Here is a 22,869-nt window from a genome sequence, read left to right as displayed (position 1 = left end):
CAGGCGCAGAATGCGTCGAGGCGGACACGTGGCGGCGCTCGATCTCACAGGCGCAGAATGCGTCGAGGCGGACACGTGGCGGCGCTCGATCTCACAGGCGCTGAACTCCTCAAGGCATGCACGCTGCGGCTCGACGCCCCTCCATGGTCCTCATGCCACATCCCACAACCGACCGCCCGTCGCCCTTACGAAAGTTCCTGTCGCTTTGTCGTCAGAAGCTGTCGCCCCACTGTAAATTTATCCGCAACGCCGGTAGAATCGGTGCCTTTCCGTACAACCCCGTGGAGTGATGGCATGGCGGACGTAAAAAAGGTCGTACTGGCGTATTCCGGCGGCCTTGATACTTCGGTGATTCTCAAGTGGCTGCAGGATACCTACAACTGCGAAGTGGTGACCTTCACCGCTGACCTGGGTCAGGGCGAAGAGGTCGAACCGGCTCGTGCCAAGGCCCAGGCAATGGGCGTTAAAGAGATCTACATCGACGACCTGCGCGAAGAGTTCGTGCGTGATTTCGTGTTCCCGATGTTCCGCGCCAACACCGTCTACGAAGGCGAGTACCTGCTGGGTACTTCCATCGCCCGTCCGCTGATCGCCAAGCGTCTGATCGAAATCGCCAACGAAACCGGCGCCGACGCCATTTCCCATGGCGCCACCGGCAAAGGTAACGACCAGGTGCGCTTCGAGCTGGGGGCCTATGCCCTGAAGCCAGGTGTCAAGGTCATCGCCCCATGGCGCGAGTGGGACCTGCTGTCCCGCGAGAAGCTGATGGACTACGCCGAGAAGCACGGCATCCCGATCGAGCGCCACGGCAAGAAGAAGTCGCCGTACTCGATGGACGCCAACCTGCTGCACATCTCCTACGAAGGCGGTGTCCTGGAAGATACCTGGACCGAGCACGAAGAAGACATGTGGCGCTGGAGTGTCTCGCCTGAGAACGCCCCGGACCAAGCTACCTACATCGAGCTGACCTACCGCAATGGTGACATCGTTGCCATCGACGGCGTCGAGAAATCCCCGGCCACCGTCCTCGCCGACCTGAACCGTATCGGTGGTGCCAACGGCATCGGCCGCCTGGACATCGTCGAGAACCGTTACGTCGGCATGAAGTCGCGCGGTTGCTACGAAACGCCTGGCGGTACCATCATGCTCAAGGCTCACCGTGCCATCGAGTCGATCACCCTGGACCGCGAAGTCGCTCACCTGAAAGATGAGTTGATGCCCAAGTATGCCAGCCTGATCTACACCGGCTACTGGTGGAGCCCGGAGCGTCTGATGCTGCAACAGATGATCGATGCTTCGCAGGTCAACGTGAATGGTGTGGTGCGCCTGAAGCTGTACAAGGGCAATGTGACCGTGGTTGGCCGCAAGTCGGACGATTCGCTGTTCGATGCCAACATCGCCACCTTTGAAGAAGATGGTGGTGCCTACAACCAGGAAGACGCTGCTGGCTTCATCAAGCTCAACGCACTGCGTATGCGCATTGCCGCCAACAAGGGCCGTTCGCTGCTCTGATTGCTGGCCTGTGCGAAAACCCCGGCTCAATCCGGGGTTTTTTTATGCCTGCGGAAAGGCGGGTTGTTCAACTTCGAGGGTTTACATCTTCGCCCTCAAGTGCGCTGATCGAAAGCTGCGCACATTGACGTCTGTCCAGATTACAAAAGCGCCAGACGCGCGCGGGCTCGGGCGGTTGGGCAAGTGCGTGCAAGAGTTGTTGTTCCATCATGCGACAGGCGTCGGGGCCGGAGAACATGAATGTGACAGGTTCGCCCTGTATCGCCTCGGGGGCATCATTGGCAATAACGGGTGTGGCCATACTGTTCAGTGCTGGTGTGTTGTCGTGTGCTGTGTTGTTGGGAAGCGGGCTATAGAACGACTTGTAATTGAAGTTGAGTGTCAGAAAAAACAGTGCTGTCAGAAAGAATGGAAAACCTACCAGGAACCAGGTGTAGAGCTTTTGGCTGGACTCGCCGAGAAATGGCAGTGTGGCAAGGGCGGAGGCTTCGATAATCCCCGCGAAGATGGCAATGATCGTCAGCGGGGCGACAGGTTGTGCTTGGGTCATAGGGGCCGTCTCCAGCGGTTTTGCCCATCTTTACCTTACCGCTGTACTCAACTAAAGGCTGGATTGTTTCCCGGGGGAGGAATGATCGTCAGAGAACCTCGTTGTGTTGCCTTTTCAGCGCGTTCGAGTCGGAAGTTCTCCTCTACTGAAGATCAGTACTCAACTGGCGCGTTTATGTCAGTGGGTAGTACCGTTTCTTTCGGTGATAAGAAATTTATTTGTTACAACCATAGTCATAGTGTGTAGGAAGTTTCTGTAAGTTCTGTAGGTTTTGTCTGTCAATGGCTTTCACTGGTAAATCGCCGCGCCAGCAGGCGTCCTGTCGGTTATCGTGGCGTGCCAAAGCAACAACAATGTATGGATATCGCATGAATAAAGTGCTTATCGTGGATGATCATCCGGTCATACGCCTGGCCGTACGCATGCTGATGGAGCGGCATGGGTATGACGTTGTGGCGGAGACTGACAATGGGGTGGCTGCGCTGCAGCTGACACGGCAACACCTGCCGGATATTGTGGTGCTGGATATCGGTATCCCGAAACTGGATGGCCTGGAGGTAATCGCCCGCATGGCGACATTCAGCCCGGGTAGCAAGGTACTGGTGCTGACGTCGCAGGCCCCCGGCAACTTTTCGATGCGCTGCATGCAGGCGGGGGCGGCGGGTTACGTGTGCAAGCAGCAGGAGCTTACCGAGCTGCTTAGCGCTATCAAGGCTGTGTTGTCGGGTTACAGCTACTTCCCCAACCAGGCCTTGCATGCGTCACGTGGCAGGGGGGCGGGCAGCGAGACGGATATGGTGAATCGCCTTTCTGCGCGAGAAATGACGGTGCTGCAACAGCTGGCGCGAGGGCGTTCGAACAAGGAGATTGCCGACAGCATGTACCTCAGTAACAAGACAGTCAGTACCTACAAGTCGCGGCTGTTGCTCAAGCTCAATGCACGGTCACTGGTTGACCTGATCGAGCTGGCGCAACGGCAAGGTCTGAACTGATCCCGGGCCTTGGCAAAGCCTCCAGTCAGGAAGCTTTGCCAAGGCTATGGATCCATGACTACAGGACCAGAACTACAGGTCGTAATCGAAATCGGCCAGCTGCTTTTGCAGGCGCCGTTCTTCCAGCATGTTGTCGATGGTGCGGCGTTTGCTCAGGTTGGTCTTTGCGGTTTCTACTTGTGGTTCCGCGTCATCGTCTGCGGCAACAAAATCATCATCGATCGACAGGTCGTCTTTATCGGTACTCATGAGTCGCTCCAAGCCAAGGGGCCATTGGCCGACCTTATAACCAGAAAGCAGACGCTGGTAAAAAAGATTTTTTCAATCGACGTGAGTGGTTTCTGGCTATTGGCTCAATCGTCGGAGGTTTTGTGCTTGTACTCGCACAAATCTTCGATCCTGCAGCTGCCGCACCTTGGCTTGCGCGCCTGGCACACGTAGCGCCCGTGCAGGATCAGCCAATGGTGGGCGTCGAGCAGGTAGTCTTTAGGTACAAACTTGACCAGTTTCTTTTCCACTTCCAGCACCGTTTTGCCTGGTGCGATACCCGTGCGGTTACTCACGCGGAAAATGTGGGTATCCACTGCCATGGCCGGTTGGCGAAACGCTGTGTTAAGCACCACGTTGGCGGTTTTTCGACCGACACCGGGTAGCGCCTCCAACGCTTCGCGGGTTTGCGGTACCTGGCTGTCGTGGCGCTCGATCAGCAGCCGGCACGCTTCTATGACATTCTTGGCCTTGCTGTTGTATAGCCCGATGGTCTTGATGTATTTGCTAAGGCCTTCAACGCCCAGGGCATAGATGGCCTCGGGGGTGTTGGCGACGGGGAACAGGCGGGCAGTGGCCTTGTTGACGCCGACGTCGGTGGATTGCGCGGACAGTGTCACGGCGACCAGCAGTTCAAACGGGGTCGTGTAGGCCAGTTCGGTCTTTGGGTCGGGGTTGTCTTCGTGCAGCCTGCGAAAAATCTCCAGGCGTTTGGCGGCATTCATGAAATCAGGGCTTTCCTTGACGATGTGGGTGGGCAGAGCCCGGATGCAGGCGATTGTACAAGGCCAACAGCAGTCCCAGCAGCAGTAGCGCACCGGGCGCGAGGCTGGCCAGGTGCAGCTCGGCATGGCCAGCCAGCCATTGGCGGCTGGCGCCCAGCAGCAGGCAACTGGCAAAGACAGCCCCGAGGTGCTTTGCCAGCGCGCGCCAGCGGCGTTGGTCTGGCAGCAGGTGGTCACTGGCCAGGCATTGCAGGCACAACAATGCGGGGTAGTGGCCCAGGGCAATGGCCAGTGGTAGTAGCCAGGCCCGCATGGCCAACTGCAGACAACTGGCCAGGGCTGCCAGCAGCAGCAGGCTGGCCAGTAGATATGCCCAGCTGGCCACGCGTTTACGCAGGGGTGCCAGCAACACTTGGTGCAGGCAGCCCATCACTGCTGCGCACAGGCCGATGGCCGCGCCTTCAGCCAGCGTTCGGGTGGCGCCTAACAGGGGCGCGATGCTCATGGCCAGCAGGCCAAACCTATTCATGTGCGGCGCCCTCCAGCAATACACTACGCTGTTCATCGAAATAACTCAGCGCGTCCTGCAATGCGGCGATCACTGCCCGCGAGGTTACGGTTGCGCCGGCCAATTGGTCAAAATCACCCTGGTCCCGCTTGAGTGCCCAGTGATCGCCCAGATAGCGATTGTCGAACTGCTTCAGCCACTGCAGCTGTGGGTCACTCAGGTGATCGCCAAGCCCCGGGCTTTCCTGTTGTTCGACAACCTGGCTGCCGATCAGTCGGCCGTCTGTGGCGATGGCGACGCTTAGTACGATTGGTCCGGCATACCCCTGCACCTGTGTGACCAAAATAATGGCGCTTGGCTTGCCTGCCATCGCGGCGCGGTAAGCTGCCAGGATACGGCTGTTGGGCCTCTGTGCGGCGGGCCTTGGCAGCGGGCTTTCCAGTGGCTGGTTGTCATAGCTGCCTTCGGGCAGCACGGCCAGCCGCTGGCGGCTTTGCATTTGTTTTTCGGCGCTGGCGATGGCTGGGCTGGTCCACTGCCGCCAGGCCAGGGTGGCAGACACTGCCAATACTCCAGTCAGCAGCAGCAGGCCCACATCCCGTCCCCCCCGCTTCATCGGGCTGCCTGCTGACGTTGCACAGCCATGCGCTCGAGTACCGGAGCCAAAAGATTCATCAGCAGAACGGCGAACGCGGTGCCATCCGGGAAGCTGCCCCAAGTACGAATCAGGTAGATAAGCAGCCCTGTTCCCAGGCCGAAGCACAGCTTGGCCCAGTCGTTTCTGGGGCCGGACACTGGCTCGGTCGCAATGAAGAATGCTGCCAGCATGGTCGAGCCGGAAAACAGGTGCAGCAAAGGCGAGCCATTGGAGTCCGACCCCGAACCGTTCCAGCCCAACAGGCTGAATACCAATAACCCTGCCAGCAAACCTGCCGGCGCATGCCAACTGATCACCTTGCGCTGCAACAAGAACAGGCCGCCAAGCAGGAATGCCAGGTTGACCCATTCGCTGCCTGCCCCACCAATGCTGCCAAAGCCCGGATGGCTGGCAAACAGCTCGTCGATGGTCAGGCTGCGGTTGTGGCGTAAGCCGTCGAGCAATGTCGGCCGGGCCCAGGCATCGATCCGTTCGCCCCCAGCGAACACCTGTTGCAGGCTGTCGAGCAGGCCTGGGACCTGCCCAGGCCAATGGTTCATCTGCAACGGGAAGCTGAGCAGCACGAACGCATAACCCACCATGGCCGGATTGAACAGATTTCGCCCGACCCCACCATAGGCCTGCTTGCCGATGCCGATCGCAACACATGCCGCAATGACCGGCAGCCACCATGGCGCCAGGGTGGGCAGGGCGGCCGCCAGCAGCACGGCGGTCACCAGTGCACTGCCGTCGTTTAGCGCCTGGCTTGGTGGTTGACTGCGCAGTGCCAGCAGCAATGCTTCGCACAGCAATGCGGCACTGGCACACAGCAACAGGTTCAGCACCATGCCCCAGCCATGCAGCCACAACAGCGCCAGCAGTCCAGGCGTGCAGGCGAGCAAGACCAGGCACATGCTGGTGCGTAGCCGCGGATCGGGGCTGCTCATTGGCCAAACATTCCGTTGAAGCCGGAAAACGCCATGGCCATTACCCCGGCACCGATCAATTGGATGGGCAGGCCGCGCAGCGCATTGGGGATGTCGGCGTGGGCGCTGCGCTGGTGCAGGTCGGCGAACACCATCAGCGCCAGCCAGAAGCCGCCACCCGTCAGCAAGCCTTGGAGTAGCGTGGTTGGCCAGCTGACGTCGTCGCTTGCCTGTTGCAGGGCCAGCCCAAGCGCTGCGGCATTGCTCAACAGCAGCGCTGGCAACCCCACTACGGGCCAGGCCGGGCGCCACTTGGCCAGTAGCCAGGGCAGGCCCCAGGCGAGCAAAGCCAGCCAAGGCAATAGCAGGAACAGGGCAAGATCGTGGATGTGCAGCGGGGCAAGTACGGCGTGCGCCAACAGTTGCGCGCCGATTACGCCCAGTGCAATGCACAGGGCACAGGCCAGGCCGTGCACCTGCAGTTGCAACCCGGAGAGTGGCTGTCGGAGCTGGCACAGGTGATTGATCAGTGCGGCGCTGATCAGGACCAGGATGTAGTCATTCATGAGATGACGATAGCCGGGAATCAGGGTGATTGTCCGGGTTTGACATGAAGGGGCCTGCGTATTGTGGGAGCGGGCAGGCCGCTCCCACAATGGCCCGCAGGGCTGTTACTTGATGCGCTGGCCTGGCTTGGCGCCGCTGTCCGGGCTCAGCAGGTAGATTTCTTCACCGCCAGGGCCGGCAGCCATGACCATGCCCTCGGATACGCCAAAGCGCATCTTCCGTGGCTTGAGGTTGGCCACCATCATGGTCAGGCGGCCTTCCAGTTTGGACGGGTCTGGGTAGGCCGACTTGATGCCGGAGAACACGTTGCGGCGCTCGTCACCAATGTCCAGGGTCAGTTGCAGCAACTTGTCGGCACCCGCTACGGCTTCAGCCTTGACGATCAGCGCCACGCGCAGGTCGACGGCCGCGAAGGTATCGAACTCGATCTCGGCCGACAGCGGGTCCTTGGTCAGTTCGCCATTGCCCGCCGGGGCATTGGCTTCGGCAGCCAGCAGGTCTTCCTTGCTGGCAGCGATCATGGCTTCGACCTTGGCCGGCTCGATACGGCTCATCAGGGCCTTGAACGGATTAAGCGGGTGGTTTTCCAGGCGTGTCAGGTGGTCGTTCCAGGTCAGCGGGGCCACGTTGAGGAAAGCCTCGGCGTCAGCAGCCAGCACCGGCAGTACCGGTTTGAGGAAGATCACCAGTTGGCGGAACAGGTTGATGCCTTGGGCGCAGATGGCCTGGACTTCATCCTGCTTGCCTTCCTGCTTGGCCAGTGACCACGGTGCCTTGTCGGCGATCCAGGCGTTGGCGCGGTCGGCCAGTGCCATGATTTCGCGCATGGCACGGCCAAAATCACGGGCCTCATAGGCTTCGGCGATGGAGGGGGCGGCAGCCAGGAAGGCTTCGGTCAGCTCAGGCGCGGCATCACCGCCTACCATCACGCCTTCGTTGCCCTTGTGGATGAAACCGGCGCAGCGGCTGGCAATGTTGACTACCTTGCCGACCAGGTCGGAGTTGACCTTCTGCACGAAGTCTTCCAGGTTCAGGTCCAGGTCGTCGACGCCACGGCCCAGCTTGGCCGCATAGTAGTAACGCAGGTATTCCGGCTGCAGGTGGTCCAGGTAGGTGCGGGCCTTGATGAAGGTGCCGCGCGACTTGGACATCTTGGCGCCGTTGACCGTCAGGTAGCCGTGCACGTTGACCGCGGTTGGCTTGCGGAAGCCGGCGCCTTCGAGCATGGCTGGCCAGAACAGGGCGTGGAAGTTGACGATGTCCTTGCCGATGAAGTGGTACAGCTCGGCCTTGGAGCCTTCGTTCCAGAAGGCGTCGAAGTCCAGCTCCGGGCGGCGTGCGCAGAGGTTCTTGAAGCTGGCCATGTAGCCGATCGGCGCATCCAGCCATACGTAGAAGTATTTGCCAGGCTCGCCCGGGATCTCGAAGCCGAAGTACGGCGCGTCGCGGGAGATATCCCACTCCTGCAGGCCGGAGTCCAGCCATTCTGCCAGCTTGTTGGCTACCGCGTCCTGCAGGGTGCCGCTTCGGGTCCACTGCTGCAGCATGGCCTGGAAGTCTGGCAGCTTGAAGAAGAAGTGCTGGGAGTCACGCAGTACCGGGGTGGCACCGGAGATGGCTGACTTGGGGTTCTTCAGCTCGGTGGGTGCATAGGTGGCGCCGCATTTTTCGCAGTTGTCGCCGTACTGGTCTTCGGCCGCGCACTTCGGGCAGGTGCCCTTGATGAAGCGGTCGGCGAGGAACATGCCTTTTTCCGGGTCGAAGTACTGGGTCACCGAGCGGGTGGCGATGTGCCCGGCTTCACGCAGGCGCGAGTAGATCAGGCTCGACAGCTCGCGGTTCTCTTCGCTGTGGGTGGAGTGGAAGTTGTCGAAGTCCACCAGGAAGTCGGCGAAATCGCTGCTGTGCTCGGCCTGGACATTGGCGATCAGCTGTTCCGCGGTGATGCCTTCCTTTTCGGCGCGCAGCATGATGGCCGAACCGTGGGCGTCGTCGGCGCAGACATAGATGCACTGGTTGCCGCGCAGCTTCTGGAAGCGTACCCACATGTCCGTCTGGATGTACTCCAGCATATGGCCGAGATGGATCGATCCATTGGCATAGGGCAGGGCGCTGGTGACGAGAATCTGGCGTGGCTCGGACATGGTGGCTCGGCTACTTATCTGGCTACGGGGTAAAAATGAGGGTGATCGGCCACTATAAAGGGCTGGCGAAGATATTTCACCCCGCAAGCGCATCTGCTGACGATTGACGGGTTAGGATAGGCGGCTGTTTTACATTCAGTTTGCCAATGGGAGTCTCCATGAGTGCCGTCACCCGTGCCGCCGTTGAAGGCGTGCTTCGCCAGTACACCGACCCCTACCTGAACCAGGACCCGGTCAGCGCCGGCTGCGTGCGCGCCATCGATATCCAGGGCGGGCAGGTCAGCGTGCAGTTGCAGTTGGGTTATGCCGCAGGGCTGTTCAAGAGTGGCTGGGCCCAGGTGCTGCAGACCGCCATCGGCAGCCTTGAGGGTGTCAGTGGCGCCCAGGTTTCGATCGACTGCGTGGTGGCCGCGCACAAGGCCCAGGCACAGGTGCCAGCCATGGCCAACGTCAAGAACATCATCGCCGTGGCGTCGGGCAAGGGCGGTGTGGGCAAGTCGACCACCGCAGCCAACCTGGCCTTGGCCCTCGCACGTGAAGGCGCACGGGTAGGTATTCTCGATGCCGATATCTACGGCCCCAGTCAGGGTGTGATGTTCGGCATCGCCGAGGGCACCCGTCCACAGATTCGCGAGCAGAAGTGGTTCGTGCCGATCAAGGCTCACGGTGTGGAAGTCATGTCCATGGCTTTCCTCACAGACGACAACACGCCGATGGTATGGCGTGGCCCGATGGTGTCCGGCGCGCTGCTGCAACTGGTCACCCAGACCGCCTGGGATGACCTGGATTACCTGGTGATCGATATGCCGCCAGGTACCGGTGACATCCAGTTGACCCTGGCACAAAAGGTCCCGGTGGCCGGTTCGGTGATCGTCACCACGCCGCAGGATCTGGCTCTGCTGGATGCCAAGAAGGGCGTGGAAATGTTCCGCAAGGTCAACATTCCAGTGCTGGGCGTTGTCGAGAACATGGCCGTACATATCTGCTCGAATTGCGGCCATGCCGAGCACCTGTTCGGTGAAGGTGGCGGCGAGAAGCTGGCCAGCCAGTATGGCGTCGACCTGCTGGCGTCGCTGCCGTTGTCGATGCTGATACGTGAGCAGGCCGACAGCGGCAAGCCGACGGCGATCGCCGAGCCGGAAAGCCAGATTGCCATGGTTTACCAGGAACTGGCCCGCCAGGTGGGCGCGCGGATCGTGCTGCAGGAAGCAGCGGCGCCAGCAATGCCGAGCATTACCATCAGCGAAGACTGACGCAGTCCCAGTGGGAGCGGCCTTGTGTCGCGAAAGGGGTGCGAAGCGCCCCCAAGATCCGTGATGCAATCAAGTATTGCTGGGGCCGCTTTGCGGCCCTTTCGCGACACAAGGCCGATCCCACACTTGCATGCATGGCTTTTGCACAGGCATAAAAAAACCCGCCAGAAGGCGGGTTTTTTTGAAAGCTAGGAAGCTAGATCGACTTAGGCGATCTGAACTTCTTCAGCCTGCATGCCTTTCTGGCCGCGGGTAGCGACGAAAGTAACAGCCTGGCCTTCTTTCAGGGTTTTGAAGCCGTCAGCTTGGATGGCTTTGAAGTGCACGAACAGGTCGTCGCCCGACTGAGGGGTGATGAAGCCGTAGCCTTTCTCATCGTTGAACCACTTAACAACACCGGATTGACGGTTGGACATTTTTCTGTCTCCTTGGACAATTTGATAACGGTCAGGAAAAACCCTGCCCGGGACTGAGCGCAAAGAGAGCAGAAAATTCAGCGATGGGCCGATCAGGATCGTGCATCAAACTAGAGATTCTCGGTGTCACGTGCAGCACAGTGGCAACACCTTACCCCACTTTCCGCAACCTGCCAATGGTCAGAAGGCGCTTTAGGCAAATTCGGATCGGCGGCGGCTGCAGCCCCCACCCGGCGCGGGATTTGGGATGGAACTTTAACCTGGGCGCCGGGACCGGTAATATGCGCATCACGATTTTCACCACGCAACTCTTCAGGACACCCCGCCATGAGCATCAAATCGGACAAGTGGATTCGCCGCATGGCGCAGGAACACGGCATGATCGAGCCCTTCGTCGAGCGCCAGATGCGCGGCGAGCAGGACAGCCGTGTGATCTCCTTCGGCGTCTCCAGTTATGGCTACGACGTGCGCTGCGCCAACGAATTCAAGGTGTTCACCAACATCAACTCGGCCACCGTCGACCCGAAAAACTTCGATGCCGGCAGCTTCGTCGATATCAAGAGTGACGTGTGCATCATCCCGCCAAACTCTTTCGCCCTGGCGCGCACTGTCGAATATTTCCGCATTCCGCGTGATGTCCTGACCATTTGCCTGGGCAAGAGCACCTACGCCCGTTGCGGCATCATCGTCAACGTCACGCCACTCGAGCCCGAGTGGGAAGGCCACGTGACGTTGGAGTTCTCCAACACCACCACGCTGCCGGCGAAGATCTACGCCAACGAGGGCGTGGCGCAGATGCTGTTCTTGCAGTCCGATGAAGAGTGCGAAGTGTCGTACAAGGACCGTGGCGGCAAATACCAGGGCCAGCGTGGCGTCACCCTGCCGCGCACCTGAGCCGACAAGCGCGGGGAATTACCCGCGCCTTTGGCACTCCAACGAAGTAACGCCGGTGTGCATGATGTGCATCGGCTTTCGTCAGGAGCAGCCTATGAAACTCCATCCCGCAATCAGTGCCAAGCTGGCAGGCCTGCAGCCCAATCACGTAGGGTTGTTGCCCTGGTCACTGCTGGCGCACCCGCTGCCCATGCAGGCGGGGGGCGTGCCCCATCAACCTGACCCCGATACTCCGCAACCGCCGGAACCCGGTGAGACGCCACCCATGGAGCCGGGTGAGCCGACCTTGCCGGACGAGCCGCCTCCCGCGCCAGTCGCCTGAGCGTCGCTATAGCGGCCAGATGCGGTCAGCGCCCGCCAGGTACACCCGGCTGGCGCTGGCTGGGGTGATTTCCCACCCTCCAGTGAACTCACCGAACGCAGGTAGCAGGCTGACCTGCTCATCGATCACGAAGCAAGGCAGGCGCAGGCGCTGACGGGCCTTGCCGCGCAGGACGAACACCGGGTGTACATGGCCCGCGAGCACCGGGTGGGTGCGGTGGGGCTGCGGTTCGTGCTGCAGGGCAAAGGGCTCCAGAACCCAAGGCTCGTCCACGATCTGAATATCGAGCGAAGCTGGTGGATCGCCGGCGTTGCTATCATGATTGCCGCGTATGAGGGCAATTTTCAGCTTTCTCTGTCGCTTCCGCCAATCATCCAGCTTGGCCAGTGTTGCCGGTGCTCGGGCCGTGCGGGCGTGAAGAAAATCGCCCAGGATGATCAGTTGCTCACAGTCGTGCTCGGCCAGCAGTCTATCGAGACGGGCGAGTGTCGCCTCAGTCGTTCCGCGTGGCACCGGTTGATGCAGGGCGCGGTAGCTGGCGGCCTTTCCGATGTGCACGTCGGCCACCAGCAGGGCGCGGCGGGCGGGCCAGTAGATGGCTTTGTCGGCGAGCAGCCAGAGCACCTGACCACAGTGTTCGATGGGTTGGTAATTCATTCCGCGTCCGCCGCTTGCTCCAGGTCCGCCACCATCCGCGCAATGCGGTCTGCCAGCTTCTCGGTGCTCAATGTCTCGCGCATGCCTTCCACCAGCAAGGCAAACGCCAGTGGCCCTGGCCGCTTCAACGCCCGCAGGTCCAGTTGCAGCGCGCTCATTTTCAGCAATTGCCGACGCAGCCGTTCGATTTCCAGCTCTTCGCTCAATACCTCATCCCGCGCCTGTCCAAGCAGCAGATTCCCCGCATCGTGTTTGCGAAACACCTCATAGAACAGCCCGCTGGAGGCCTGGATTTGCCGCGTGCTCTTCTGCGCGGCGGGATAGCCGCCAAACACCAGCCCGGCAATCTGGGCAATTTCCCGAAAGCGCCGCAGTGCCATTTCCCCGGCATTCAGGCTGGCCAGCACATCTTCCAGCAGGTGCCCGGTGCCGAGCGCTTGCGGCAGGTGACTGGCCCAGTCCACCTTGGCCGGGCTGAGGAGTTCGAATCCGTAGTCGTTGACGGCAATCGACACCGACAGTGGTTGTGCGCGGCTGACCCGCCAGGCAATCAGATTGGCCAAGCCCAGGTTGGCCATACGCCCGGCAAAGGGATACAGGAACAGGTGCCAGCCCTGGCGGGATTTGAAGGTCTCGGCCAGCAGTGTGCCTGTGGTGGGTAAGGCTGACCACTGCGCCTGAAGCGCAAGCAGCGGGCGTACTGCGCGCATTTCTGGCCCGTCAAAGCGTTCATGGGCGGCAGCATCGAGCTGCTCGACCAGCGCGTCGGCCAGTTCGCTCGAGAGTGGCATGCGCCCGCCGTTCCAGCGCGCTACAGCGGCCTTGCGCGCGGTGCTGCGACGCACATAGGCCGTCATGTTTTCCACCCGCACCAGCTCCAGTACCCGCCCGGCGAACACCAGCGTATCGCCGGGGCGCAGGCGGGCGATGAACGCTTCTTCAATACTGCCCAGCGTTTTCCCGCCGCCGCCCTTGCTCCAGTATTTCAGTTGCAGGTTGGCATCGCTGACGATGGTGCCGATGCCCATGCGGTGGCGCCGCGCCAGGCGTTCGCTGGTAACCCGGTAAACACCGTCGGCCTGGCGCTCGACGCGCTGGTAGTCCGGGTAGGCGGTCAGTGAGCTGCCGCCTTGGCAGACGAAGTCCAGCGCCCATTGCCATTGGTTGTCGCGCAACTCGCGAAAGGCCCAGGTGCTGCGCACTTCGGCGAGCAGTTGCTCCGGGCGAAAGCCACTGCCCAAGGCCATGCTGACCAGATGCTGTACCAGCACATCCATGCACAGGCACGGTGAAAAGCGGGCTTCGATGTGGCCGGCTATCAGTGCCTGCCGAGCCGCAGCCGCTTCCACCAGTTCCAGGCTATGGGTAGGCACCAGGGTGACCCTCGAGCGCCGCCCTGGCGCATGTCCTGAGCGACCCGCCCGCTGCATCAGGCGGGCAATACCCTTGGCCGAGCCAATTTGCAGCACCCGTTCCACAGGCAGAAAGTCCACGCCCAGGTCCAGGCTGGAGGTGCAGATCACTGCCTTCAGGCTGCCTTGCTTGAGGCTGCGCTCGACCCAGTCGCGGGTATCACGGGCCAGCGAGGCGTGGTGCAGGGCGATCAGCCCGGCCCAGTCCGGGCGGGCCTCAAGCAGGGCCTGGTACCAGATTTCGGCCTGGGCACGGGTATTGGTGAACACCAGGCTACTGGCACTGGCATCGATCTCATGGCTGACCTGGTCAAGCATCTTCAGGCCCATGTGCCCAGCCCAAGGGAAGCGCTCGATCGCTGCTGGCAGCAGGGTGTCGACCTGCAGCGCTTTGTCTTGCCGGCCTTGCACCAGCAGGCCACCTTGGGGCAGCAAGACATCCAGTGCGTGTTGCAGGTTGCCGAGCGTTGCCGACAAGCCCCAGGTCGGTAGGGCTGGGTGCCAATGGCGCAGGCGCGCCAAGGCCAGCTGCAGCTGTACCCCGCGCTTGTTGCCAAGCAGCTCGTGCCATTCATCCACCACCACCATTTGCAGCGTGGCGAAATCCTCACGTGCCTGTGCCCGGGTCAGCAGCAGGGTCAGGCTTTCGGGGGTGGTGATCAACACACTGGGTAGCCGCCGGGCCTGTCGGGCGCGTTCGGCACTGTTGGTGTCGCCGCTGCGCACCCCAACGTTCCAGGGCAGCTCGAGCTCTTCAAGCGGCGCTTGCAACGCGCGTGCGGTATCGGCGGCCAAGGCACGCATGGGCGTCACCCACACCACCTGTATGGGGGCCGGCTGGCGGCCCTGCGGCCTGGGCTTGAACGCACGTAGCGCAGCGAGCCATACCGCGTAGGTCTTGCCGGCACCGGTACTGGCATGCAGCAAACCGGACTCGCCCCGTGCGACGGCAGCCCATACGCGCCGTTGGAAAGCGAAGGGCTTCCAGCCGCGCATGGCAAACCAGGTGTTTGCGAGGTCAGTAGCGGCAGGCATGAGGCAGGTGGTCCTTCGACGGCTGTGCTTCTACAGACCACTGGCCGGCTGCAATGGTTTTACCCGGATCAATTGGCCAACAGGTAGCCGCTGCGGCATACCTGTTCGCCGGCCACATGGGCGATGACCATGCCAGCGGTGGCCATGCGCCGTACGCTACGCGCATACAGCAGGCCCGGCTGGCTGTTGCGCAGGGCGGTGACTCGGTCACTGAGTGGGTCGATGACTTCGGCAATCAGTTGGCCGGCCTCCAGGTGCTGGCCCGGTTTGGCATGGTAAACCAGCAACCCACCCAGTGGCGTTGCCACGGGTTCCACCGCGGCCAACGGCGTGGCGTGGCGTAACAGTGCGGGCAGGGCGGCCCTGGTGCCTTCGATGACACCGGCGTGGGTCAGGAAGTCGAGGATCGCCTGGCAGTCCTTGCTGGCCAGATCATGGCTGACATCCGCCTGGCCGCGCAGCTCGACGGTTACCGAGCAGCAGCCTAACGGAATCGGGAAGCGTTTGCCGAAGCGCTGCTGCAATTGCCACCAGACCAGGCTGAAACACTCATCGAACGACTGCCCGCCCGAGTCGGTTGCCAGCAGGCTGGCCTGGGCGCCCAGGTAACGGGCCAAGGGTTCGATCTGGGGCCATGCATCGGGTGTGGTGTACAGGTGCTCGACCGCTTCGAAGTCGCAGTGCAGGTCCAGCACCATGTCGGCATCGCAGGCCAGGCGCTGCAGTATCAGGCGCTGGGCCTGCAGGGGGGTACGGGCCGGGTGTGCATCCAGGCCGCGGCGCAGGTATTCGCGGATCAGTGCAAGGTTGTGCTGCGGGTCCTGGGTGAGGTGTTCTTCGATCTGGTCGCCGATGCTGTCCGACAGGTCGACGAAGTGGCGATTGAAGTTCTCGCCACTTTGCAGTTCAAAACGCCCCAATGGCGCATCCAGCAGCACTTGCTCCAGGCCCACCGGGTTGGCAACCGGCACCAGAATGATCTCGCGCTGCAGTCGGCCTTGCTGTTCCAGCTCGACCAGGCGGCGCTTGAGGTGCCAGGCTACCAGCATGCCCGGCAACTCGTCGGCATGTAGCGAGGCCTGTATATAGACTTTGCCACCACTGCGGGGGCCGAAGTGGAAGCTGTGCAGTTGGCGGGTGATGCCCGGAACGGGGGAGAGCAGGTCATGGGTTGAGTGATGCATGTTGGTCCTGGCTGCGTGGCGAAAACGGTCTGCGACACGGGTCGGCTCAAAAATAGAAGCATAGTTTCAGCGAATGCGCCTCATCCTGCAGCAATCGGGCAACGCAAACTTTTTCAGGCCAGTAGCGCCTGCAAGGTGGCCAGGTCATCTGCCTCCTCCACCGGCTTGTCCAGCCGCCAGCGCAGCATGCGCGGAAAGCGCACGGCGATACCGCTTTTGTGACGCCGGGACAGTGCGATGCCTTCGAAGCCCAGCTCGAACACCAGCGTTGGCGTCACACTGCGCACCGGGCCGAACGTTTCCACCGTGGTCTTGCGGATGATGGCGTCCACCTTGCGCATTTCTTCGTCACTGAGCCCTGAATAGGCCTTGGCAAAGGGCACCAGCGCCCGATCAGGGGTACCTGCCGGTGCATCCCATACGGCAAAGGTGTAGTCGCTGTACAGGCTGGCCCTGCGGCCGTGGCCGCGTTGGGCATAGATCAGCACCGCATCGACGCTGAACGGGTCGATCTTCCACTTCCACCAAATGCCCATGTCCTTGGTGCGCCCCACGCCGTACAGGGCCTTGCGCTGCTTCAGCATCAGCCCCTCCACACCCAGGCTGCGCGACTGTTCGCGCTGGCGGGCAAGGTCGGGCCAGTCCGGGCCTTGCAGCAGAGGCGACAACAGCACGGGGGCAAGTGGGTGTTCATCCACCAGGCGTTCCAGCTGGCTTCGACGTTCGTGTTGCGGTCGGCTGCGCCAGTCATCGCCCTGCCACTCCAGCAGGTCGTAGGCCTGCAGCACCACTGGCGCATCGTTCAGCAGTTTTTTACCCAGCGTTTTGCGACCGATGCGCTGTTGTAGCAAGGCAAATGGCTGCACGGCCAGTTCAGTCTCGTTTTCACCGGGTTTCCAGACCAGAATCTCGCCGTCGAGCACCACGCCATCGGGCAACGTCTGTGCCAGACCATGCAGTTCGGGGAAACGCTCGGTAACCAGTTCTTCGCCGCGTGACCACACCCACAGCTGGCCATCGCGCTTTACCACCTGCGCCCGAATGCCGTCCCACTTCCACTCGATTTGCCAATCGCTTGGTGGCCCGAGCAGGGTGTCGAATTGATCGCTGGACACTTGCAGGGGATGGGCCAGGAAGAATGGGTAGGGCTGGCCGCCACGCTGGTTGTGTTCATCGGCGGACTCTGGGGCGATCAGCCTCTGGTAACTGGCTGCAGTCGGGCGATGGCCTATATCGGTGTAGCCGACCAGGCGCTGGGCCACGCGTTTGGCGTCCAGCCCGGCCAATTGTGCCAGGGCGCGGGTGACCAGCAGCTTTGACACGCCCACGCGAAAGCTGCCAGTGATCAGCTTCAGGCATAGCATCAGGCTGGCGCGGTCCAACCGGGCCCAGAGTGGCGGTAGGCGCTGCCGGACTTGCTCAGGCGGCAGCCCGCGCAGGGGCAGCAAATGCTGTTCCACCCAGGTGGCCAGGCCCTCCTCGTTGCCATCGACGTGCAGCGGCAGCAGCAGCGAAATGGTCTCGGCCAGGTCGCCCACGGCCTGATAACTTTCTTCGAATAGCCAGTCCGGCAGGCCTGCCAGCGCTGTTGCCAGTTCGCGTAGAAGGCGGGTGGGCACCAGTTGGCGTGGGCGCCCGCCGGCCAGGAAATACACCGCCCAGGCAGCATCTTCGGCGGGCGCCATGTCGAAGTAGCCGCGCAGTGCCTCGAGCTTGGCGTTGCTGGAGGTGGTCGCGTCCAGACGCAGGAACAGCGTAGCGAAGGCTTTCATGGCGAAGTGGCCGTGTTCGGCGCATCGTCTTCGTCGCCATACTCGGTGACGAAGGCGCGGGCATCCAGGCCTTGTTCGGTGAGGTAGCGCACCAGTACGTCGACCGAGCCGTGGGTGACCATTACCCGTTTGGCACCGGTCTGGCCAATGGCCCAGAGCAGGCCGGGCCAGTCGGCGTGGTCGGATAGCACAAAGCCCCGGTCCACGCCGCGCCGTCGGCGGGCGCCGCGTAGCAGCATCCAGCCGCTGGCCAAGGCATCACTGTAATCGCCAAAACGGCGCAGCCAGCTGCTGCCGCTGGCTGATGGGGGCGCCAGGATCAGTGCCTGGCGCAGCAGTGGATCGTTGCGCGGGATGTCGCCTGCGTAGCGGGTTTCCGGCAGGCGGATACCGGCATCCCGGTACACCCGGTTGAGCGACTCCATGGCGCCATGCACGAGGATCGGGCCGATGCTGGCATCCAGCCCATGCAGAATCCGCTGGGCCTTCCCGAAGGCATAGCAGAACAGCACGCTGGCTTTGCCCTGTTCGCTGTTGGCCCGCCACCAGGCATTGATGTCGGCGAAGGTCTCGCTTTGGCTTGGCCAGCGGTAGATCGGCAGGCCGAAGGTCGACTCGGTGATGAAGGTGTGGCACGCCACTGGTTCGAAGGGCGTACAGGTGCCATCGGGTTCTACCTTGTAGTCACCGGATGCAACCCAGACTTCACCTCGGTACTCCATGCGCACCTGCGCCGAACCCAGCACGTGCCCGGCCGGGTGCAGGCTCAACGTCACACCGTGGTGCAGCAGGCGCTCACCGTAGGGCAGGGTCTGCAAATTGATGGCCTGGCCCAGGCGGCTGCGCAGAATGCCGGCACCGGGGCTGGCGGTCAGGTAATGGCCATTGCCGGTGCGTGCGTGGTCGCCGTGGCCGTGGGTAATGACAGCCCGGTCCACGGGCCGCCAGGGGTCGATATAGAAATCTCCGGGCGGGCAGTACAGCCCTTCGGGGCGGGCGATGACAAGGTCCATGGCACGGGCACTGGTTCTGGGGTTACCCGTTAGGATACGTGGTGCAAGGCGTTAGTTCGGATGGATGTGGGAGGGAGCTGCTGAATACGTTCACCAGGCCCCCTCGTGCTTCCCTCAAGCACGCCTTTACCGCCCCGGCACCAACGTAAGCCGCTGGTTGCCATACGCCCTGGCGAAGTTCTGCTGTTGCAGCGGCAGGCTCATGAATCGCCCTTTGAACCAGGCATCCAGCCCGTCGCGGTAATGCGCGCTGGCCGGGTTGCCGGACTGGCCGTTACTGGTCAGTATCTGCAAGGGTTCGGCCTGGCCGAAGTCGACGATCATCCGTGCCGAGGCTGGCAGGCGAGTGTCGAAGTCGCTGCCCCAGGCGAATGGTGTGAGGGCCAGGGTAGTGAAGTCGCCGCCTGCGGCAAGCGGCGCACGGCTGATCGCATCACCCAGGCCATGGTAGGCCGGTGCCGGCCAGCGGTACTGGTGCAGCTTGCCCCACTGCCAGGTGCGTCGGTCGGCCCCCAGTTGCGCGATACCGGCCTCCATTGCGCCTGCCAGGCTGCGGGCGAGGATGGTGGGTTTGTCTTCTTTTTGCGGCGTGGTGCGGTCATCCCAGAAAGGGCTGTCATCGCGGCCCAGCAGGTGATCGGCCTGCGCCGAGAACGACAAACGTGCATTGCTGACGAACGCCTGCCAGGCCGGGCTGGACGCCGGGCCAAGGTCATCGAGGAAGGTCTGTCGAGCGACCTCCTGCAAGAACAACGCGTACAGCGCGGCATCTGCCGACACCGGGCTCAGGCGGCCATCGAAAGCCTTGATCCGGGCCAGTGTGTTGCGGGCCTTGTCGCGCTGCACAGCGGGGAGGGCGTCGATCGCCTGCTTCAGAGGCTGGGCCATGCCGGGGGCGTCGAACATCTGCTTGAGCTTGTTGGCCAGCAAGGTCACCTGGTCGTTCTGCAGGGCCATCAGGCTGCGACTGTCGTGGCGGCCGTTGCCGGCCAGCTGTGCCAGGCGTTCGGCACGTTCGGGGTAATACCAGGTGCTGGACAGCTGCATGCCATAGCCGCGCGGCAGGCTGCGCTGGTTGGCGTGGCCGATCCAGCCCGCGGGTGGGTCCTGGTCGTATGGGTGCAGCATCGGGTCGGCATAGCCGTCCCAATCGTAACGCCCGTCCCAGCCCGGCGAGGGCAGCAAGCCCTGGCCTTCGCGGCGATTGGGGTAGCGGCCACTGACTTGCCAGCCGATGTGCTCAGGCTCGGCGAAAACGAAGTTGACGGCAGCAGCGGTCACTTCCCGGGTGCTGTCGAAGGCTCGCTCCAGGTTCTTGGCCCGCGTCAGGTCGAACAGCGCATCCAGGCTGCGATCACCTTTGAACTGTGGCAGGTTCAGCGCCAGGCCCAGGCTAGCGTTTTCTGGCTGGGCCAGCAGGGTGCCGTGGCGGGTGTCGTACATCACTTCGCGCAGTGGTCGTTGCCCACGGATAAAGAAGGTTTCGATACGGGTGCGGGCCGGCAGCCATTTACCGTCGGCCAGGTAGCTCAACTGATTGCCTTGGCGGCGCAACTGCTCAAGGAACACGTCCTGATTGTCGGCCATCACTGCGCTGCTGCTCCAGGCCAGCTTGCCATTGTAGCCGGCCAGCACGATCGGCAGGCCGGGCAAGGACAGGCCGGCCACCTGGTACTTGCTGGTATTGATTTGTACCGGGCTCAAGGCCCAGCCGGCGCGGCTGTCGCTGGCCAGCAGGCTCTTGCCGCTGCGGCTGCGCTGCGGGCCCAGGGCCAGGTTGGCCGACCCCGGGCTACCGAGCAGGTCGAGGTCGGCGAGCTTCTGGCTGGCGGCTGTCAGGGCGGGCAACCCCGGCAACTGGCTGGCGAGGTTCAGGCCCCTGAGCTTGTCCACTTCCATTTCGGCCAACGGCTCGTCCGGGGCCCCGGGCAGCAACCAGGCCAGCTTGTCGCTACCCACTTTCTGCGCCAGGGTCAGGGCGCTGAGTTCCTCGTGCAGGTTGACCGACTGGCTGAACGCGTACAGGCAGAAGATCAGCGCCGAGTCTTCAGGCTTCCAGTATTCGGGGCGATAGCCACTGCTGGCCAGGCCTGCTGGCAGCTTGTCGCGGTAGCGGAACAGGTAGGCGTTGACCCCGCGCGCGTACACTTCGAAGAAGCGCTTGAGCCGTGGCGATGCGTCGGCGTATTGCTGGGCGGCACTCTGCTTGAGGTTGGCGGCGCGCATGAGGCGGTCGATGTCCAGCGCTTCGCTGCCGGCCAGTTCGGCCAGACGGCCCTGGGCGAGCAGGCGCATGGCGACCATCTGTTCGATGCGGTCGCTGGCGTGCACATAGCCCAGGCTGAACAGCGCATCATGGAAGCTGCTGCTTTCGATCAGCGGCGCGCCCATGGCATTGCGCCGTACCGAAACGTTCTGCGCCAGGCCCTTGAGCGGCTGCACGCCGCTGGTCGGTGGCACGCTATCCTGGTAGCCGCCCATCTGGCAGCCGGCCAGCCCGAGCATGCCGAGCAGGGTGGCAGCGGTTGCGAACCGCAGGCGGAAGGGAGGAAAGGCGGGGGCGGCCATGGCAAGGGCTCCTGCAAGGCGAGGCTGGTTTGGAAAGGCGCTAAGGTAGTAAGCGCGCAGGCGCCGTGCAAGGTCCCAGGTCGGTTTATTTGATTGCGCGGGTCAAACGTCGAAGTGCTCAGCCAAGGCGTCGGAAAAATGCGTGCAATTGATACGCGTGTAGCGTTGATAGTCACGGCTCACCGCGAATGCAGAGCCGGGCATCAGCAGGATCTTGTGCTGCTCCAGTTTACGCATGAAAGGTTGCAGGTCGGGCAGGTCCGGGTGGTAGACCCAGAGGAACATCCCCCCTTGTGGTGCAATGTCGAACTGCCAGCCGCGCTCGAGCAGCAAGCGTTGGGTTTGCACTTGCTGGCGAATCAGGCGCTGCTGCACGTCCTTCATGTGCCGGGCATAGGTGCCATCCGACAATATGGTGTTGACGAAGCGTTCGCAAAACGCCGGGACAGCAACGCAGGTCAGCAGTTTAAGGCGTGTGAGCGGCTCGATCAGGTCTTGCGAGCAGGCAATGAACCCCACGCGCAGCGATGCCGACAGGCACTTGGAGAAGCTGCCGATGTAGATAACCCGGTCAAGGTTGTCCAGCTCGGCAAAGGTCTGGCGCACGGCGGGGCTGAAGTCCCCATACACATCATCCTCGACCACGAAGAACTCGTGCTCCACCGCCAGGCGCAGGACGCTGAAGGCGTTGTGCGGGCTGATGTTGCTGCCGGTCGGGTTGTGGAAGGTGCTGTTGCAGAAAAACGCCTTGACCTTGTGCCTGGCCAGGTGGCTTCTCATTTCTTCCACGTCCGGCCCGTCCTGGGTCCGCCGAATACCGACGACGTGCCCGCCCGCCAGCTGGATCAGCTTGATCAGGTTGCCGTTACCCGGTTCGTCGACGAAAACGTGGTCGCCTGGTTTGATCAGCAACCGTGCCACCAGGTCCAGGCCTTGCGTGGCACCCAGTGTGGTCAGCAACTGGTTGGGGCGGGCTTCGACACGGGTCAGCCGTTTCATGTGCACGCACAGCTGTTTGCGCATGGGCAGGTAGCCCTGGATGTCGCCGTACTCTGCCAGCGAGCTCTGCTCCAACCGCGCCGTGCGCCGAATTGCCTTGGCCAGCAACTCGGTGTCGCGCCATGCAGGGGGCAGCCAGCCGCTGCCCAGTTTGGTGAAGTGCTGGCCGCCCTGCAGCAGCCGGAACAGCGGATCGCCGGCCATGCACTCGGGTTCGTGGATCACGCTGGTTTGCCGGGCGCGGTTTGCCACGAAGTAGCCACGGCCGGGTGATGCCGTCAACACACCTTCGCTGACCAACTGGGCATAGGCCGATACGACGTCGTGGTAACTGAAGTCGACTGCCGCCGTCAGCTTGCGGATGGAGGGCATGCGTTGCCCTGGCAACCACTCGCCTGCATCCAGGCGTTGTTTCAACAGGTGATGAAGGCTGCAGGGGGTCATGGCAGGTCCGAAACCGTTAGAAAAAAAAGCCTAACAGTTAACGGAAATGCTTGTCGACTGTTCGTTTGCAAA

At 62.3% G+C, this 22,869-nt stretch carries 21 protein-coding genes; 5 read left to right on the top strand and 16 right to left on the bottom strand.

Annotated features, from left to right (window positions below; all coding sequences use genetic code 11):
• Positions 1 to 294: 294 nt before the first annotated feature.
• The gene (locus ACF8RA_RS25370) at positions 295 to 1,512 is read left to right on the top strand and encodes an argininosuccinate synthase (RefSeq protein ID WP_021781974.1); all 1,218 of its coding nucleotides are present in this window, start codon (positions 295 to 297) and stop codon (positions 1,510 to 1,512) included.
• 67 nt (positions 1,513 to 1,579) lie between these two features.
• On the opposite strand, the gene ACF8RA_RS25365 is transcribed toward ACF8RA_RS25370, so the two are convergent.
• On the bottom strand, positions 1,580 to 2,062 hold the full coding sequence (locus ACF8RA_RS25365; RefSeq protein ID WP_209967711.1) for a hypothetical protein: 483 nt from the start codon (positions 2,060 to 2,062) through the stop codon (positions 1,580 to 1,582).
• Between the two features lie 368 nt (positions 2,063 to 2,430).
• Between ACF8RA_RS25365 and ACF8RA_RS25360 the strand changes: the two genes are divergently transcribed.
• On the top strand, positions 2,431 to 3,054 hold the full coding sequence (locus ACF8RA_RS25360; RefSeq protein WP_003254939.1) for a response regulator transcription factor: 624 nt from the start codon (positions 2,431 to 2,433) through the stop codon (positions 3,052 to 3,054).
• 72 nt (positions 3,055 to 3,126) lie between these two features.
• Here the strand turns inward: ACF8RA_RS25360 and ACF8RA_RS25355 are convergent, their stop codons facing one another.
• The 7 genes from ACF8RA_RS25355 to metG all read right to left on the bottom strand — a co-directional run bounded on the left by ACF8RA_RS25355 (position 3,127) and on the right by metG (position 8,828).
• Complete coding sequence (locus ACF8RA_RS25355) at positions 3,127 to 3,303, bottom strand: PA3496 family putative envelope integrity protein (protein ID WP_003254937.1); 177 nt, start codon at positions 3,301 to 3,303, stop codon at positions 3,127 to 3,129.
• A 104-nt stretch (positions 3,304 to 3,407) separates the two neighbouring features.
• On the bottom strand, positions 3,408 to 4,046 hold the full coding sequence (gene nth / locus ACF8RA_RS25350; RefSeq protein WP_143494696.1) for an endonuclease III: 639 nt from the start codon (positions 4,044 to 4,046) through the stop codon (positions 3,408 to 3,410).
• 4 nt (positions 4,047 to 4,050) lie between these two features.
• Positions 4,051 to 4,575: an Rnf-Nqr domain containing protein gene (locus tag ACF8RA_RS25345; protein WP_392519684.1), complete on the bottom strand. Its 525-nt coding sequence runs from the start codon at positions 4,573 to 4,575 to the stop codon at positions 4,051 to 4,053.
• Positions 4,568 to 5,170 carry an RnfABCDGE type electron transport complex subunit G gene (locus tag ACF8RA_RS25340; protein WP_392519683.1) on the bottom strand — a complete coding sequence of 201 codons (603 nt, stop codon included), beginning with the start codon at positions 5,168 to 5,170 and terminating at the stop codon, positions 4,568 to 4,570. Before ACF8RA_RS25340 ends, ACF8RA_RS25345 begins: the two co-directional genes overlap by 8 nt.
• Positions 5,167 to 6,138, bottom strand: coding sequence for an RnfABCDGE type electron transport complex subunit D (locus ACF8RA_RS25335; RefSeq protein WP_339443729.1), 972 nt, complete (start codon positions 6,136 to 6,138; stop codon positions 5,167 to 5,169). The genes ACF8RA_RS25340 and ACF8RA_RS25335 overlap by 4 nt, the downstream gene beginning before the upstream one ends.
• Complete coding sequence (locus ACF8RA_RS25330) at positions 6,135 to 6,683, bottom strand: Rnf-Nqr domain containing protein (RefSeq protein WP_176685348.1); 549 nt, start codon at positions 6,681 to 6,683, stop codon at positions 6,135 to 6,137. The genes ACF8RA_RS25335 and ACF8RA_RS25330 overlap by 4 nt, the downstream gene beginning before the upstream one ends.
• 105 nt (positions 6,684 to 6,788) lie before the next feature.
• Complete coding sequence (metG, locus tag ACF8RA_RS25325) at positions 6,789 to 8,828, bottom strand: methionine--tRNA ligase (RefSeq protein WP_176685347.1); 2,040 nt, start codon at positions 8,826 to 8,828, stop codon at positions 6,789 to 6,791.
• A 158-nt stretch (positions 8,829 to 8,986) separates the two neighbouring features.
• On the opposite strand from metG, the gene apbC reads away from it, so the two are divergent.
• Entirely contained in the window at positions 8,987 to 10,081 is a 1,095-nt protein-coding gene (apbC, locus tag ACF8RA_RS25320; RefSeq protein ID WP_176685346.1) for an iron-sulfur cluster carrier protein ApbC, read from the top strand.
• A gap of 206 nt (positions 10,082 to 10,287) precedes the next feature.
• Here the strand turns inward: apbC and ACF8RA_RS25315 are convergent, their stop codons facing one another.
• Positions 10,288 to 10,497: a cold-shock protein gene (locus tag ACF8RA_RS25315; RefSeq protein ID WP_003254922.1), complete on the bottom strand. Its 210-nt coding sequence runs from the start codon at positions 10,495 to 10,497 to the stop codon at positions 10,288 to 10,290.
• Positions 10,498 to 10,824: 327 nt separating this feature from the next.
• Here ACF8RA_RS25315 and dcd point away from each other — a divergent pair, with 327 nt between their 5' ends.
• Positions 10,825 to 11,391, top strand: a complete 567-nt coding sequence (dcd, locus tag ACF8RA_RS25310) for a dCTP deaminase (protein WP_176685345.1) — start codon at positions 10,825 to 10,827, stop codon at positions 11,389 to 11,391.
• 94 nt (positions 11,392 to 11,485) lie between these two features.
• Positions 11,486 to 11,713 (top strand): hypothetical protein, encoded by a 228-nt coding sequence (locus ACF8RA_RS25305; RefSeq protein ID WP_003254918.1) that lies wholly within the window; start codon positions 11,486 to 11,488, stop codon positions 11,711 to 11,713.
• A 6-nt stretch (positions 11,714 to 11,719) separates the two neighbouring features.
• Here ACF8RA_RS25305 and pdeM read toward each other — a convergent pair whose 3' ends face one another.
• The 7 genes from pdeM to ACF8RA_RS25270 form a co-directional block, all read right to left on the bottom strand.
• The gene (pdeM, locus tag ACF8RA_RS25300) at positions 11,720 to 12,370 is read right to left on the bottom strand and encodes a ligase-associated DNA damage response endonuclease PdeM (protein WP_392488532.1); all 651 of its coding nucleotides are present in this window, start codon (positions 12,368 to 12,370) and stop codon (positions 11,720 to 11,722) included.
• Positions 12,367 to 14,817 carry a ligase-associated DNA damage response DEXH box helicase gene (locus tag ACF8RA_RS25295; protein ID WP_392519682.1) on the bottom strand — a complete coding sequence of 817 codons (2,451 nt, stop codon included), beginning with the start codon at positions 14,815 to 14,817 and terminating at the stop codon, positions 12,367 to 12,369. The genes pdeM and ACF8RA_RS25295 overlap by 4 nt, the downstream gene beginning before the upstream one ends.
• Before the next feature lie 68 nt (positions 14,818 to 14,885).
• On the bottom strand, positions 14,886 to 16,001 hold the full coding sequence (locus tag ACF8RA_RS25290; RefSeq protein WP_176685342.1) for a succinylglutamate desuccinylase/aspartoacylase family protein: 1,116 nt from the start codon (positions 15,999 to 16,001) through the stop codon (positions 14,886 to 14,888).
• A gap of 113 nt (positions 16,002 to 16,114) precedes the next feature.
• The gene (locus tag ACF8RA_RS25285) at positions 16,115 to 17,773 is read right to left on the bottom strand and encodes an ATP-dependent DNA ligase (RefSeq protein ID WP_176685341.1); all 1,659 of its coding nucleotides are present in this window, start codon (positions 17,771 to 17,773) and stop codon (positions 16,115 to 16,117) included.
• Positions 17,770 to 18,786: a ligase-associated DNA damage response exonuclease gene (locus ACF8RA_RS25280; protein WP_392460660.1), complete on the bottom strand. Its 1,017-nt coding sequence runs from the start codon at positions 18,784 to 18,786 to the stop codon at positions 17,770 to 17,772. Before ACF8RA_RS25280 ends, ACF8RA_RS25285 begins: the two co-directional genes overlap by 4 nt.
• 126 nt (positions 18,787 to 18,912) lie before the next feature.
• Entirely contained in the window at positions 18,913 to 21,354 is a 2,442-nt protein-coding gene (locus tag ACF8RA_RS25275; protein WP_392519681.1) for a penicillin acylase family protein, read from the bottom strand.
• Between the two features lie 102 nt (positions 21,355 to 21,456).
• Positions 21,457 to 22,797 carry a PLP-dependent aminotransferase family protein gene (locus ACF8RA_RS25270; protein WP_176685338.1) on the bottom strand — a complete coding sequence of 447 codons (1,341 nt, stop codon included), beginning with the start codon at positions 22,795 to 22,797 and terminating at the stop codon, positions 21,457 to 21,459.
• Between the last annotated feature and the right edge of the window lie 72 nt (positions 22,798 to 22,869).

The sequence above is a fragment of the Pseudomonas sp. FYR_5 genome, assembly GCF_043106315.1.
GTDB lineage: Bacteria > Pseudomonadota > Gammaproteobacteria > Pseudomonadales > Pseudomonadaceae > Aquipseudomonas > Aquipseudomonas putida_Y.
This window is presented reverse-complemented; position numbering and strand designations above follow the sequence as displayed.

Bases quoted from the DNA above. Each gene is read 5' to 3' on its own strand.
- ACF8RA_RS25295 (WP_392519682.1), bottom strand. From the start codon at position 14,817: ATGCCTGCCGCTACTGACCTCGCAAACACCTGGTTTGCCATGCGCGGC.
- ACF8RA_RS25290 (WP_176685342.1), bottom strand. From the start codon at position 16,001: ATGCATCACTCAACCCATGACCTGCTCTCCCCCGTTCCGGGCATCACC.
- ACF8RA_RS25275 (WP_392519681.1), bottom strand. From the start codon at position 21,354: ATGGCCGCCCCCGCCTTTCCTCCCTTCCGCCTGCGGTTCGCAACCGCT.
- metG (WP_176685347.1), bottom strand. From the start codon at position 8,828: ATGTCCGAGCCACGCCAGATTCTCGTCACCAGCGCCCTGCCCTATGCC.
- dcd (WP_176685345.1), top strand. From the start codon at position 10,825: ATGAGCATCAAATCGGACAAGTGGATTCGCCGCATGGCGCAGGAACAC.
- ACF8RA_RS25345 (WP_392519684.1), bottom strand. From the start codon at position 4,575: ATGAATAGGTTTGGCCTGCTGGCCATGAGCATCGCGCCCCTGTTAGGC.
- ACF8RA_RS25330 (WP_176685348.1), bottom strand. From the start codon at position 6,683: ATGAATGACTACATCCTGGTCCTGATCAGCGCCGCACTGATCAATCAC.
- ACF8RA_RS25335 (WP_339443729.1), bottom strand. From the start codon at position 6,138: ATGAGCAGCCCCGATCCGCGGCTACGCACCAGCATGTGCCTGGTCTTG.
- ACF8RA_RS25305 (WP_003254918.1), top strand. From the start codon at position 11,486: ATGAAACTCCATCCCGCAATCAGTGCCAAGCTGGCAGGCCTGCAGCCC.
- ACF8RA_RS25355 (WP_003254937.1), bottom strand. From the start codon at position 3,303: ATGAGTACCGATAAAGACGACCTGTCGATCGATGATGATTTTGTTGCC.
- ACF8RA_RS25360 (WP_003254939.1), top strand. From the start codon at position 2,431: ATGAATAAAGTGCTTATCGTGGATGATCATCCGGTCATACGCCTGGCC.
- nth (WP_143494696.1), bottom strand. From the start codon at position 4,046: ATGAATGCCGCCAAACGCCTGGAGATTTTTCGCAGGCTGCACGAAGAC.
- ACF8RA_RS25370 (WP_021781974.1), top strand. From the start codon at position 295: ATGGCGGACGTAAAAAAGGTCGTACTGGCGTATTCCGGCGGCCTTGAT.
- ACF8RA_RS25365 (WP_209967711.1), bottom strand. From the start codon at position 2,062: ATGACCCAAGCACAACCTGTCGCCCCGCTGACGATCATTGCCATCTTC.
- apbC (WP_176685346.1), top strand. From the start codon at position 8,987: ATGAGTGCCGTCACCCGTGCCGCCGTTGAAGGCGTGCTTCGCCAGTAC.
- ACF8RA_RS25315 (WP_003254922.1), bottom strand. From the start codon at position 10,497: ATGTCCAACCGTCAATCCGGTGTTGTTAAGTGGTTCAACGATGAGAAA.
- ACF8RA_RS25270 (WP_176685338.1), bottom strand. From the start codon at position 22,797: ATGACCCCCTGCAGCCTTCATCACCTGTTGAAACAACGCCTGGATGCA.
- pdeM (WP_392488532.1), bottom strand. From the start codon at position 12,370: ATGAATTACCAACCCATCGAACACTGTGGTCAGGTGCTCTGGCTGCTC.
- ACF8RA_RS25285 (WP_176685341.1), bottom strand. From the start codon at position 17,773: ATGAAAGCCTTCGCTACGCTGTTCCTGCGTCTGGACGCGACCACCTCC.
- ACF8RA_RS25280 (WP_392460660.1), bottom strand. From the start codon at position 18,786: ATGGACCTTGTCATCGCCCGCCCCGAAGGGCTGTACTGCCCGCCCGGA.
- ACF8RA_RS25340 (WP_392519683.1), bottom strand. From the start codon at position 5,170: ATGAAGCGGGGGGGACGGGATGTGGGCCTGCTGCTGCTGACTGGAGTA.